Origin of the sequence: Pseudoalteromonas sp. SG43-3 (genome assembly GCF_014164385.1) — a bacterium.
Taxonomy (GTDB): domain Bacteria; phylum Pseudomonadota; class Gammaproteobacteria; order Enterobacterales; family Alteromonadaceae; genus Pseudoalteromonas; species Pseudoalteromonas distincta.
In genome coordinates this window covers 42,499-57,612 of record NZ_JACJFC010000006.1, presented here as the reverse complement: position 1 = coordinate 57,612, position 15,114 = coordinate 42,499, and the positions used below count along the sequence as shown (strand labels likewise).

At 38.8% G+C, this 15,114-nt stretch carries 7 protein-coding genes; all 7 read right to left on the bottom strand.

Annotated elements, in window-relative coordinates:
• Window positions 1-63: 63 nt before the first annotated feature.
• A complete protein-coding gene (locus tag H5157_RS06990) occupies window positions 64-4,905 on the bottom strand; it encodes an NAD-glutamate dehydrogenase (protein ID WP_002961899.1) in 4,842 nt (1,613 codons plus the stop codon).
• Window positions 4,906-5,113: 208 nt separating this feature from the next.
• Window positions 5,114-7,435 carry an RND family transporter gene (locus tag H5157_RS06985; RefSeq protein ID WP_182724422.1) on the bottom strand — a complete coding sequence of 774 codons (2,322 nt, stop codon included), beginning with the start codon at window positions 7,433-7,435 and terminating at the stop codon, window positions 5,114-5,116.
• Entirely contained in the window at window positions 7,435-8,430 is a 996-nt protein-coding gene (locus H5157_RS06980) for a YCF48-related protein (RefSeq protein WP_182724421.1), read from the bottom strand. Before H5157_RS06980 ends, H5157_RS06985 begins: the two co-directional genes overlap by 1 nt.
• Before the next feature lie 126 nt (window positions 8,431-8,556).
• Window positions 8,557-9,921: a DUF1329 domain-containing protein gene (locus H5157_RS06975; RefSeq protein ID WP_182695648.1), complete on the bottom strand. Its 1,365-nt coding sequence runs from the start codon at window positions 9,919-9,921 to the stop codon at window positions 8,557-8,559.
• Between the two features lie 13 nt (window positions 9,922-9,934).
• Window positions 9,935-12,034 carry a DUF1302 domain-containing protein gene (locus tag H5157_RS06970; RefSeq protein WP_154903039.1) on the bottom strand — a complete coding sequence of 700 codons (2,100 nt, stop codon included), beginning with the start codon at window positions 12,032-12,034 and terminating at the stop codon, window positions 9,935-9,937.
• Window positions 12,035-12,286: 252 nt separating this feature from the next.
• On the bottom strand, window positions 12,287-12,508 hold the full coding sequence (locus tag H5157_RS06965) for a DUF2835 family protein (protein WP_010552655.1): 222 nt from the start codon (window positions 12,506-12,508) through the stop codon (window positions 12,287-12,289).
• Entirely contained in the window at window positions 12,509-15,103 is a 2,595-nt protein-coding gene (gene pepN / locus H5157_RS06960; RefSeq protein WP_182724420.1) for an aminopeptidase N, read from the bottom strand.
• Window positions 15,104-15,114 lie beyond the last annotated feature (11 nt).

Sequence of the window (15,114 nt, the reverse complement as noted above, 5' to 3'; positions counted from 1 at the left end):
ATTGTATAACAATTTTAACAATCAGTTATTTATTTACTAAACAATTAACTGATTAAAGCTAAATTATTTTCCCGATGTATCACAATTGTGGCTTAACAACATAAGTTCACGAAGTGCAACCGAGAACTTAGCAAAGTCGTGACTTTGTGATGTTTTAAACTCAGCCAGCATTTGTTTCCAGCGTTGCAGTAATAAATCTTGGCTATCCATCCACTCGTCTATTTGACTATCAACATCGCTCTCATCACCTTCAAAGCTATTTAATACAACTTCAGATAACGTACGTTGCTGCCAATCAAGCTCTTCTCGATAAGACGAGCGAGCAAGTGCTTGCCAATGATTTGCTACTGGTTGCTTAGTTATTTGCTCTAAGAACCAATGCAGACCCATTCTTGCACCTAGTTTAAAGTAAGTATTGGACACCATCGAAATACTCTTACCTGAACTATTCGCAACTTCTGCTAAATCCATCACAGAGAATAAGCTTGATAAAGAAACAATACGATTAGCTATATCTGTTGGAACGCCCGCGTCGATTAACTTATTGGCCTCAATTACAATACGATCATTTTCTTTTTCAATCATATACGTATTTAAGTTATCGCTTAAATCTTTAAAGGTTGGCGCAAAGAATTCAATTCCTTGTTCAATCGTTTGTGACTTATTACGATGACGTAAGAACCAACGCGTTGCTCGGCGCACAGTACGACGAAGTTGGTAAAGCATTTCAGTTTGAACTGCTGCTGGTATTTTATTATCAAGTGCACTAATAGAAGACCATGTTTCACGCATTTCAAATATTTCGCTAGCAATTGAGTAACACATTGCTATCTCAGCTTCATTAGCACCGGTTTCTTCATGCATACGTACCATGAAGTTTAAACCCATATCGTTAACGATACTGTTAGCAAGTTTAGTTGCAATAATTTCTTTACGAAGTGGGTGGTTGTTCATCGCATCGTTAAACTTCTCACGCAATGGACGTGGGAATGACTTAACAAGCAATTGGCGATAGTAAGGGTTTTCAGTAATTTCATCACTTACTAAAGACTCTTTTAATACCATTTTTGCGTAAGACACTAGCACTGAAAGCTCAGGACGAGTTAAGTCTTTACCTGCAGCGGCGCGTTCTGCCAATTCTTCATCACTTGGAATAAATTCGATAGCACGGTTTAACTTGCCTTCTTTTTCAAGCGCATGAATAAAGCGAATCTTTTCTTTGAGCGTTGAAGTTCCTTTAGACTGCGTAATTGAAATAGTATGTGTTTGACGGTAACAGTCTTTTAATACTAATTCAGAAACTTCATCTGTCATTGAGTAAAGTAGCTCATCACGTTGTTTACGTGTTAGGTCACCTTCAGCGACTAAGCCATTAAGTAAAATCTTAATGTTAACTTCGTTATCTGAACAGGCAACACCCCCTACGTTATCAATGAAGTCAGTATTAACACGACCACCTTTAGCTGCAAATTCAACACGACCTAATTGCGTTGCACCTAAGTTACCGCCCTCACCTATTATTTTAGCGCCTAAATCTCTACCATTGATACGTAGTGCATCGTTTGCACGATCCCCTACATCGGCATCAGTTTCTTTAGAGTGTTTAATGTATGTACCAATACCGCCATTCCACAGTAAATCAAACTCCATCATTAATGAGGCTTTCATTAACTCATTTGGTGTCATACTAGCTTTTTTAGTGCCCAACATTTTTTTCATTTCTGGGCTAAGCGTAATTGATTTAGCTGCACGAGAGAACACACCGCCACCGGCAGAAATTAGCTCTTTATTGTAATCTTCCCAAGAAGAACGCGGCATATTAAATAAACGTTCGCGCTCAGGGTAAGATGTAGCAGCATCTGGATTAGGGTCAACAAAAATGTGCATATGGTTAAAGGCGACTTGTAGACGAATATGCTTAGATAACAGCATACCATTACCAAATACATCGCCTGCCATATCGCCAATTGCTACTACTGTAAAGTCGGTAGTTTGACAATCAATATCCATTTCACGGAAATGTCGTTTAACTGACTCCCATGCGCCTTTTGCTGTGATACCCATTTTCTTATGGTCATAACCAACCGAGCCACCAGATGCAAATGCATCACCTAGCCAGAAATTGTATTCGTTAGCAATGCCATTTGCGATATCAGAGAAAGTAGCAGTTCCTTTATCCGCTGCAACTACTAGGTAAGCATCATCTTCATCGTGACGAACAACATCGCGCGCTGGTACTATTTCACCACGCTCAATATTATCAGTAATATCTAAAAGACCACGGATAAAGATTTTATAACACTCTTGGCCTTCTTTAATAAACGCTTCACGCTCAGTCGGTAGTTGTTTACATACAAAGCCACCTTTAGAACCTACAGGTACGATTACAGTATTTTTAACTTGTTGTGCTTTAACTAAGCCAAGTACTTCAGTACGGAAGTCTTCACGACGATCTGACCAACGCAGACCACCACGTGCTACTTTGCCGTAACGTAAATGCACACCTTCTACGCGCGGAGAATAAACAAAAATTTCAAACGCAGGTAAAGGAAGTGGTACATCAGGAATTAAGCTAGGTTGTATTTTAAACGACACATAAGACTTAAACTGTCCGGCATCGTCTTTTTGGAAATAGTTAGTACGCAGCGTCGCAACAATCATATCAACGTATAAACGTATAATACGGTCATCATCAAGGTTTGCTACATTTTCAAGCTCTAAATAAATTTGCGTGCTTAGCTTTTCAAGTGTTTTAGCACTTGCAGGGCTTTTAACTGAGAACTTTTTAGCAAACAAGTTAACAATTTGCGCTGCGATATTTGGATAATTTGCAAATGTACTTTCTATGTAACTTTGTGAGAACGTTACACCAATTTGACGCATGTATTTAGCGTACGCACGTAAAATAGAGGCTTCGCGGCCTGTTAGACCACCCATTAACACTAAACGGTTAAAACCATCGTTTTCAAGGCGGTTGCCCCAAACATTTGTTAATGCAGCACGAAAACGTGCTGAAATTTTATCAAAATCCGCCATCCCTTTGCTGTCAATAAGCATCGAGAAGTCCATGATCCAGTTGATACGACCATCGCTAGTTTTAACTGAGTATGGTGTTTCACCAACAACGCGAAGGCCAAAGTTTTCAAGCATTGGCATAACATCAGATAAGTGAATCGGCTCATCTTTATGGAATAAGCTTAATCGTACAATATTGCTGTTTGCTTCTTCTTGAGGACGGTAAAACAACATTTCTAGTTTGTTTTCATCGCTAAGTAGTTCTAACTTTTCAATATCAACAACCGCAGCACTTGGAAGCACTTCATCTTTGTATGAGCGTGCAAACGCATTACAGTATTTACGATTTAAATCGTTACCACGAGCTTCACCCGCAGACTCTAAAAGTGCAGATTGAAGTTTATCTTCCCACGTACGTGCAGCTTCTACTAAATTGTTTTCGATGTCTTTCACGTTATATTCGATCTTGTTGTCGGTCACACGAACGGTGTAATGAGTACGCGCCAGTGTTGACTCAGAGAAATAAGTAGTAAATTCAACTTTATCGTCAGAATTAAATGCATTAGCTAATATATCTTGCGTTTCACGACGAAGAGCCGTGTTATAACGCTCGCGAGGTACATAAACCATACAAGATAAAAAACGACCATACGCATCTTTACGTACAAACAAGCGACACATATCGCGCTCTTGTACTTGTAACACACCCATAGCAACTTCAAGTAGCTCACCTTCGCGCGCTTGAACTAGCTCATCACGTGGGTAGGTTTCTAAAATATTTAAAACAGCTTTGTAAGCGTGAGTACCTTTAGCAAAATCACACATTTCCATAATGCGATTAATTTTACTTTTTAACACAGGTACATCAGTAGCACTGTTATTGTAAAAGCTTGATGAAAATAAACCGATAAAGCGGTCTTCACCAATTACATTGCCTTCATCGTCAAAACGCTTAATGCCTACATAATCGATGTAAGCTGGACGATGAACACGAGAAACAGAGTTAGTTTTTGTTAAAATCAGTAGGTTGCTGCTACGAGCTTCTTGACGTGCAACTTCAGGTAATTCTGATAATAAGCGAGTGTGTTCTTCAGTCGAGTTTTTCATCAAGCCTAGGCTTGTATCCATTTTACCTTTTAGTTGGTAATCACCTTGAACTGGGCTTAACTCATATTCACGGTAACCCATTAGAGTAAAATTATCTTTAGCTAACCAATCTAAAAACTCAGTTGTTTCTGAAACTTCATCTTTACTTTTATTATGATGACGTTTAGGTAACTCTTTAGTCACTGCAATCAATTTTTTACGGATTGGTTGCCAATCATCAACAGCAACTGATACATCAACAAGCACAGACTCTAATTCTTTTTTGAAAGACTCAATCACAGAAGAATCTGTTTGACGGTCAATTTCAATAAAAAATACTGTTTTAGTAGATGAAGATTCTTGCTCTGCTTTTAAATTTGATAATCCAGAAATTTTAGCGTTTTCATCACGCTTAATTTTTAATGGGCAGTGAAGTAATAAGTGAGAGGCGATATTTTCACGAGTCATGGCCATACGAACAGAATCAACTAAGAACGGCATATCTTTAGTGATAATTTCAACGATTGTATGTGATGACTGCCAGCCATCTTTTGCCACTTCTGGATTGAAAACGCGGATAACAGCGTCGTCAGTAGTATTTTTTTCTAGCGAGTTCCAAAGGCTTAATGCTGCGCCATATAGGTCACTATCGTTGCGGTTTGCCAAATCCTCTTTAGACATATTGCTGTACAAGGCTTTGGCGAATTTCTCAACGAGTAACACATTATCAGCGCGAACTTTTTTCTGGATCAGCTTACAGACATTATCTAGGATAACCGAGGCTTGGCCTTCATTTCGTGTCATTGTATGTTCCTTAATCTATTACTGCTAAAAGCAGAATATTTGTACAGCGTATTATTAGCGTGGAGTCAGTTAAATTCTAACCCTTTTACAGCTAATAAACAGCCTTTTCGATGAAAACATTTTAAGCATTTCAGCTATTTGGTCATCTATTCACAAAATATAGATATAAATGGCCATTACTGGCCATTTAGGAGCAAAAGTATTCACATTATTTTTTCTGGTCAGTCCAGAGAAGGCTACCAATTGCGGGTAATAACAACACTGCACCTAACATATTCACTAAAAACATGAAGGTTAATAGTATACCCATATCAACTTGGAATTTAAGATCTGAGAATATCCAAGTGCTCACACCAATAGCTAATGTAATACCAGTAAATAGAACCGCGCTGCCACGCTCAACAAGCGCATTTCGATAAGCAACACTAAGCGGTACGTTTTGCTTAAGCTGCCCCATCATCGACGACAGTATATAAATACCGTAATCAACACCAATACCTACACCTAATGCAATTACAGGTAAAGTAGAAACTGTTAAGCCTATTTCCAGCTGTACCATAAGTGCTTGGGCAAGGGTTGATACAATATAAAGCGGTAATACCACGGCTACTGTTGCTTTTACGCTTCTAAAGCTCATTAAACATAAAATAATAACGGCACCATAAACGTAAAGCATCATGGGTATTTGTGCTTCTGATACAGACTCATTAGTAGCTGCCATTACGCCCACAGGTCCTGACGCTAATTTAAATGCTAGTTTTTCAGTGCCCTCTTCTTGGGCAAATTGCTTAACACTCTTAATTACGGTATCGATAGTTTGTGCTTTATGATCATCTAAGAATATAATCACTGGCATAACTGAACAATCACCGTTAAGTAAGCCTGTACTAGTTTCAACTCGAGACGTTGACTGTACTAAGCTTGCTGAATTTCGTGGCAAACTCTGCCATTTTAAATTGCCTTCGTTGTAGCCCGCGTTAACCGATTGAGCTACAGAGCTCAAACTTACAGCAGACTGCACACCGGCCACATTCTCAACTTTGTATTGAAAACGGCTTATACGCTCCATCACATCATGCTCAGTACATGCTGCAGGATACGCCTCTACAATTACTTTTAAAATATCAGACGAGATAGTGTACTTATCCGAAATTAAAAACGTGTCTTGGTTATAACTGGCATCTTGATGCAGAGATGGCGCGCCTGCGTGTAAGTCACCTATACGCATTTTATCTGCTTGCCAGTAGCCTAGAGCAAATAAAACAAGGGTAAAACCGATAATCATTTTAGCGATTTTAGGATCGGTTGCTTTTACTAAAATGTCTCTGATCTTATCAAGTATATTAGGCTTCTCAGCATCACCAGATTGAATATGTACACTGTTTTCAAAGTTCATGTACGACGCCCAAACTGGCAGCAAAATTAAATTTGTAAATATAATTACTGCCACACCTAAACTCGCTGTAATAGCAAGTTCGCGGATAATACCAATATCAATAGTAAGTAATGTTAAAAAGCCTACGGTATCTGAAAGCAGTGCAATACCACCAGGTATTAATAAAGCCCTGAAACTTGACTGACAACAAATTCGCGTACTTTTTCCTTCACCTACTTTTTTGCCAATCGCATTGATCATCTGCACACCATGGCTTACACCAATAGCAAACACTAAAAACGGCACCAAAATAGACATAGGGTCTAGTCCAAACCCTAAACTTGAAAGCAGGCCTAATTGCCAAATAACAGCAATAATAGAACACGCGATTGGCAAAATAGTTAGCTTTAAACTGCCACAAAATAGCCAAACCATAATAAAGGTAAAGGCGATAGCAATGGCAAAAAATACGACTACCCCTTTTGCGCCTTCAGCTATATCACCAGCCATTTTTGCAAAGCCAATAATATGAATACTTACTTTGTCTGTACTTAAAGGCTCTCTTAAATCACTTTCTAGCTTTTGTGCAAAAGCTAATGTGTCTAATTTTTGTTGTGTTTGAGGATCTGTTTCTAAAAGTTGAGCCGTTACCATTGCACAAGAGTAATCGCTGGCAATCATACGCCCTACAACTTTTGCTTTTTCAATGTTTTCCTTTACTACACCTAATCCACGCGTATCTGCTTTAAAGTTTGCAGGAATAATTGGACCACCGGCAAAGCCATCCTCTACTACTTCTACAAAGCGAGCACTAGGTGAAAATATAGAATTCACTAAAGGACGATTTACACCAGGAATAAAATAAAGCTGATCGTGAACCGCTTTTAAATGAGTAAAAAATTCTGGATTAAATATATCTCCGCTGTCGTCACATACTGAAATTAAAATACTGTTTGCACCACCAAACTGTTTTTCATGTTTAGTGTATACCTTCATGTAATCGTGATTTAACGGGATATTTTTATTAAACGATGCATCAAGTTGAATTTGAGTCGCTTTAAATACAAGTAAACAGGTTATAAGTGCAAAACTTATAAGCATAATTAAGCGATGTCTAAAAATCGCCTTTTCAATAAAATCGAGTAACTTATGCATTAAGGGGTTAACTCCTTCACTTTAATGCCATCTTCTGTAGCCATGATCAATCTGTTATCTAAAATTACACCATCAAGAATCGCTTTACCGTCAGCAAGCTGCTCATGGGTGAGTAACCCATCTTGAAGATGAAAAATAACGCCACTATTAGCGAGCATGAGCCATTGTTTGTTATTATAATTAATGATGTTGTTAATCGTCGCTGTTTTAACATTTTCAAAATGCTGCCACTGCTTTTCGCCACTTTGCTTTGCAAAAACATTACCTCGTAGCCCCGCCACAATTTCTTGAGTGCTATCAGAGGCAACTGCAAAGAATGAACCGGGATAAACTTCTTCTATTCTTTGCCAAGTTTGACCATCGTCAACGCTTCTGGCCATTAAACCCATTTCACCAACGAGCATTAATCCATTGTCTGTTTTTTCTATACGATTAAAGTGCGGTAAGATAGAAGCAGTTTCCGCTTCGTATCCTTGTGGGTCATTTTCTTTTAAATCGTTTAAGTAATCACGATCATCACTAAAAAGTAGCGAATCTAAAAAGCGCTTTTGCCAATGTTGACCACCGTCTGTAGTTTGATAAAACATGCCATATGCGCCCACTGCAAAACCTTTTAAGTCATCTTCAAATAAAATATCTAAACATGGTTTGTCTAATTCAGGTAATGCTTGTTGTAGCTGCCAATTAATGCCACCGTCAGTAGTATTTATGATTGTTGCATCGTGGCCACACGCCCATCCATTATTTTCGTTACTAAAATCAACGGCAGTTAAGAGCACTTGAGTTGGAACTAGCTCAGCTTGTTGCCATGAAACACCCGATGTACTTTTAATAACAGTACCGTGTTTACCAACAGCAATTAAGCCATTACCCGTGTTAGTTATATCAGTGAGTAAGGTTTTAGCTGCATTTGTTGCACTGATTGCATAGTTAGGGGCTTCTTGTGCAACACTCGCACCGCTTATTATCAGGCTGGCATATACCAAATACTTCATAAATTTTAATCGCCTTGTACGAGAGAGTTGTTTGTCTTTTTACTAGGGAGTGCGTTGCGCGCTGTAAGACAAACGCGATGAGAAAGGAAAAGGCACTTAACATATTGTTAAGTGCCTAGTTTAATACTATCTACCTGCGCGACGTAAAGCGCTTGAAGTAAATTCGTTATCGTTAAACGACTTTGAAAAATCGTACATTTTTTCTTGGTTATCTAAACCAATTGCTAAATAACGACGAGAATTCAAATCATGATAAACCTCAAGAGTACTCCACTGTGTAGGAACTTCGTAATAGTTAAGGCCATAAGCCATGGCTACACGGTAAAGTTGGTCGCGGTTATCATAAATATCAGTAACCTGTACTTGCCAGCTATCTTCATCAATGTAAAACACACGTTTTTTATAGATATGGCGTGTATCATCTTTTAAGTTAGCTTCAACAACCCAAACACGATGTTTTTCGTAACGTGTATGTTCTGGGTTAATATGGCCAGGCATTAAAATATCATTGTACTCTAGCTTGTCGCTATGAAGTTTATAGCTGTTGTAAGGTATGTATAACTCTTGCTTACCCTTTAGCGTCCAGTTGTAACGATTTGGTGAGCCATTAAACATATCAAAATCATCGGTAGTGCGCAGGCTATCTGCAGCTGTGCCTGGTGCATCATATGCAACATTAGGTGCACGACGAACACGACGTTGCCCCGAGTTATAAGTCCATGCTTGGCGCGGCGTTAATATTTGGTCCATTGTTTCATGAACTAATAATGCAGTACCAGCTAAACGTGCAGGCTCTGTAACGCTTTGTTTAAACTTAAACAAAATGTTTGAGTCTTGTAGCTCTGCTGGTGTAGCGCTTGGGTCTGAGTATTTAACTAATAGCTGCTCATCAAAACCAACATAGTTGTAAGAGCCAGATGCAGTCGGTGCAGCTTGACCACCAAAGCGCTCAATAGACTGGCCACGGTAACGTAATAAGTGATTCCAAATTGCCTCTAAACCTGTTTTAGGAATAGGGAAAGGAATACCTATCGCGGTATTTTTAATACCGTTACCGCCTTCGATTAATTCAGCAGTCGGTGCAAACTTTTTAGTCGCGTCATAAACAAACTGAGGGTACGAAGCTGAGCGGCGTGTTTCATACACTGGCATTTTAAATGTGTCTGGGTATGCTTCAAATAAAGCAATTTGACCCGGACTTAAATTGGCTTTGTACTTTTCAATATTACTTTTATCGATAGTGAAAAGCACTTTATCAGCTGTAAATGGGTCAAGATGATGCATACCAGCTTTATAACCTGCAGGCGCTGTTGTAATTCCATTATTCCACGCTGGAATAGAACCATCAGCATTCGCAGCTTTTTCTGCACCCATTGGCGTTAAGTTTTGGCCTAATTGAGCAACTTCATCAGCGCTTAATTTAGCCAAGGCTGCGCTGCTTGCAAACAAACTACAAAATGCTGTAGCAATGAGGGTAGGTTTTTTAATCATAGTAATGTTACCCCTAAATAGAATATTTTAAGTTAAAAGAAACGTAATCGCGGTCTGAGAATGTATTAACACCGCCACCGCCCCAAAACGAGTTATAGCTCACATCAAGTGACCACGCATTTTGGTAGTTAAAGTTCATCGTAGCACCTAAAGATTTACGATCTTCGATAAATAAGAACATAGGATCTGGTGTATTACCGTTTACGTCATGAGAAAATACGAAACGTGGTGAAAAGTTAATACCTTTGTAAAAGTTGAAGTAATCGCCTTTCGCAATTAGGCGGTAACCCCAAGACGATGCTGTAGCGAATGATTTCTCTTCAGCGCCATTTGATAGACCAAGTTGCAATGTTGAATAATCAGTAGTACCTGGGCCTGTTATTGTGCCACTACGGCCAGTGCCTGATACATTTAAACGCATTTCGTCATAGCCAGGCATATCGTGAATTTTAACTACACCCACTTCACCAACTACAGCCCAGCTATCAGCACCTAATGAAGGACCAAATAAATGTGTTGCTGTAAATTGAATTTGTGATGTATCACGTTCAATGTAGCCTTTGGCAACTTCACCTGCACCAACTGAGCTTACCGCATCGCCTATACTCATTTGCGAAATACCCGCAAAATCAGGACGAATACCAGCAACCGCCAATTGCTCAGGCATAGCTGTGTAAAGTAACTCTACGTCATCAATTTGTAGCGGTTCATCTTGGCGAAAAGCAAATTCACCCGCGAAGGCTGTTTCGCCAATAGTCGTATTAAAACTTAAACCATATAACTTAATATCTTCAGGGTACTCGTTTTCAGCTTTAGAAAAAGCAGTTAAATCAGCAACATTATCTGACGTGATTTCTGTTGTCATGATCATCGCTAAATCTTGGGCAATTGCAGCTTGTGAAAAGTTTGATACGCGACCAGATATAAGCGGACGACGGCTATGATAATTCACGTGATAGAGTGCAATTTCAGTATCATTAAATTCAGGTAAAAATACACCTAAACGTAAACCATACTGACCGCCATCTTCAGGCTCTGTTTTACCATTATCTCCTTTACCTTTTAAAGCAACTTTAGTTGGGTATGCAAGATACATTTGAGCTAATAAAGCACTTCCTTCTGCACTTGAAGGATCAATACCTTGTGCTGCTGCGGCCAATGCAAAATCAGATGTTAAGTTATTCAAGCTATCTGTTAAAAAAGCGACATCAATATCAGGATTAGACGTAAAACCTAATTGAACATTCTGCTGATAACCATTTTCTGCTGCAAAGTCATTAGTCGAAAAATACGTACCAGCTGCTGGTAAACGCGTTTCTTGCCATTGGTATTGGTAGAAACCTTCAAGGGTAATGTTGTCAGTAATGCCAAGCGATGCCCAAAGCATGCCTACAGGTATGAATGCTTCTTTAAGCTCAGCACCTGGCGCTTTCAATCGGTCAATATCAACTGGGTTTACGTTAATACCATGAGATATAAGTGTACTCTCACCCCAGTTAACTACTTGTTGACCTAAACGGACAGATAAAGGGTTATTACCATCATTTAAATCAAAATCAGCCCACACAAACGCATCTAATAAACGAATATCTGCACAGCTTTGCGCTTTAGTGTCTTTATCATCACACGGATCAACCCCCTGCCCTGATGTAGGATTTGAATATGCATGATAGCCATCCATCAACGCAAAGTCATAAAAATACATGAAGCGAGTGAACAAACCGTAGTTATCTTTATTTATTGAAAGGTCGTGTGTTCCCTTCAAAAGTTTTGAAAATGAGTCACCACTGTCAAAATTTAAATTACCAGCATCACCATTATTTGAATAAGAGCCAGGTTGAGCCCATACATCTTGAGATGAGTAAATAGTGTTGTTTAGCGCAGGGTTGTAACCTGTCCAATCAAATGCCGGATTGTTACTTTTACCAATTAGGCTAAAGTCTCTGTCTTCTACGCGAACACTTTGCCCATATGAAAAGGTTGAATCGAAGGTAATGTCAAAACCTCCAGCTTCAAATGTTACAGCTTGTGTACTTGCTGCAGATAAACCTAAGCTAGCGGCTGCTATACCTATAGCGATTCTATTTTTAACAAAAAGCGATCTTCTTATCATTTTGGTTCCCCCCTGTCGCGGGTCATTTTGTGTGATCAAGTTATTGTTTTTAGTGTAATCATAACGATAGAAGCGAATCAGTGAAATTACAAATACTCGCTCTAATCTTCCGTATACTTTATATTTTGGTTGACGCTTACGTATTGGTAAGACGTCGTACCAGATAATTTATACACGTAATTTAACAATAGGACAAATTGAAATTAACAAAAATACAATATTTTTATGTATATATAACATAAAAACCGAGTGTCAGGCCACTCGCTCTAGGCGGATAAACTTGTTTTCGGGGGTTAATAAGAGTCTAAAGCGGCCACGTACACCTAAACTTGAAATGAAGGGCCTCAAATGTGTAGCAGCAAAACGAATCGTTTTACCGCCATCTTCTACAACTTGTAAAGAGCTAAAACGGCCATGGTAGTAATCCATGCACTCGTTATAGCTCAATCTTAAGGTAAAATAATACTCAATCATTTATGCGAGCGCTTTTTCAACCTTTTCATACAAATCAGCACTTAGTCCATCTAGATTAGCTAAGCGTTGTAATTGCAGTTTCATTGCTTGAGAGCGAACATCATCGTAACGCTTCCATGACATGAACGGTGTTAGCATACGAGACGCATTTTGTGGATTAATTGCATTAAGTTTTATTAACAAGTCACCTAATAACGTATAGCCTTGGGCATCTGAGCGATGAAATTGTGCTGTATTAAAGTGACTAAAGCTTCCTACAAGTGCACGGACACGGTTCGGGTTTGAAAAATCAAAACACGGATGTTCGTAAAGTGCCTTAATATTATCTATAGCTTTATTGCCTGACTGCATAGCTTGCAGTGCAAACCACTTATCCATCACTAAAACATCATGGCGCCATTGACTATCAAAATGACTCAAAAGCTCATCTTGTATAGGGTGGGATGCTTTTACCACTGCGCTTAGTGCACCAAGTACATTGGTCATATTAGTCGAACTTGCGGCTTCTTTAATAAAGCTTACAGCCTCTGGCTTTTGAGTTTTAGCCAAATAATGCAAGCATGTTTGTTTTAAAGCGCGCTTAGCAACGGAGCTTGCACTTATACTGCCATCATCTTCAAGAGATTCGTAACAAGCAAGCAGTTCATCAGCAAGTTCGTCAGCAATTTGTTGCTCAAACTTTTCTGTTATTTCAATAATCTCATCTACAGGTATTACTTCAAATTCAGCGGCTAATGTATCAAAACTTGGCAGTTTAAACAGCTCTGCAATTAAGGCTAAATCGCCCTCTTTGGTGTTTATAAGTACACGTAGCGCATTTATAGTTTCACTGCTTAACACGCTATTAGTTGTGTCGGTAATCTGAGATTTAATCGCTTTAATAAATAGCTGCTGTTGTGCATCCCAACGTGAAAAATCACTGCGTGCAAAACGCATAATATGTAATAGTTCGGGCTCTGTTGTTTGCTGATTTAAAATACAAGGTGCAGAAAAATCTTCGAGTAAAACCGCAACAGGCTTTTCTAAGATATTATCAAAGCTAAATGTTTGAGTCGTACTTGTTACATCAAGCACATGATCTAGTTTTTTACCATTATATTGCGGAGCAATACTTTTCCCATTCGCATCAAGTAGTTCAATAGCAAAAGGTATATGAAGTGGTTTATTGCCTGGCTGATTGTCCGGTGCTGCTTGTTCTATTGTCAATGTATACGTATTTGAACTGCTATCAAAATGTTGTATTGCATTTAAGCGCGGTGTACCCGATTGGCTATACCACAGCTTAAATTGCTCTAAATTAACACCTGATGCATCGCTCATTGCACTGACAAAGTCATCACATGTTACTGCTTGCCCATCGTGGCGCTCAAAGTAAAGTGTCATCCCTTTTTGAAAATTAGTTTCACCCAGTAACGTGTGCATCATACGGATAACTTCAGCACCTTTATCGTATACTGTTACAGTATAAAAGTTATTCATTTCAATAACTTTTTCAGGACGAATTGGATGCGCCATAGGGCCTGCATCTTCGCTAAACTGATGCGTACGCATTACTTTAACTGCATCAATTCGGTTAAGTGCACGAGAGCCTAAATCACTACTAAACTCTTGGTCTCTAAATACGGTTAACCCTTCTTTTAGCGATAACTGAAACCAATCTCTACAAGTAACTCGGTTACCTGTCCAGTTATGAAAGTACTCATGCCCTACAATGGATTCAATCGTATGGTAGTCTTTATCTGTCGCTGTTTCTTGATTAGCTAATACACATTTACTATTAAAAACGTTTAGCCCTTTATTTTCCATCGCGCCCATGTTGAAAAAATCGACGGCTACAATCATATAAATATCAAGGTCATACTCTAAATTAAAGCGTTCTTCATCCCATTGCATTGCTTTTTTAAGTGAAGCAATAGCATGAGGTGTTTTAGATAAATTACCCTTATCAACAAATAATGCTAACTCTACGTCTTTGCCGCTTTTAGTCGTGTAAGTATCTTTTAAAACATCAAAATCGCCCGCTACAAGTGCAAATAAATAGCTCGGCTTTTTAAATGGGTCTTGCCATTTCACAAAATGACGACCATCTGATGTTTCACCGCTATCTACTTGATTACCATTAGAAAGAAGTTGTAGATACTTTTTATCCGCAATAATAGTTACATCAAACGTGGCAAGTACGTCAGGGCGATCCATGTAATAGGTGATTTTTCTAAACCCCTGCGCTTCGCACTGTGTGCAATACGCACCGCCCGATAAATATAAACCTTCTAAAGAAGTATTCGTCTCAGGTGATATCTCGGTCACAATACTTAATTGGCAACTATCCGGTAGGTTATTAATTATTAGCTGCTCACCGACAATTTCATAATCCGTTATATCAACTGTATCAACAGATAAAGACAGTAAACTCAAATCAATACCATCAAGCACTAAAGGTGCTTTTTTATCACCAACTCGGGTAAGTGTTAGTAAAGAGCTTACTTTGGTTGATAAAGGCTGTAAGTCAAATGTTAGCTCTGTGTGGTCAATTAGAAAGTCAGGAGCTTTATAGTCTTTAAGATATTGTGCTTGAGGTTTACTTGATTCAGTCATAGATACTCCAA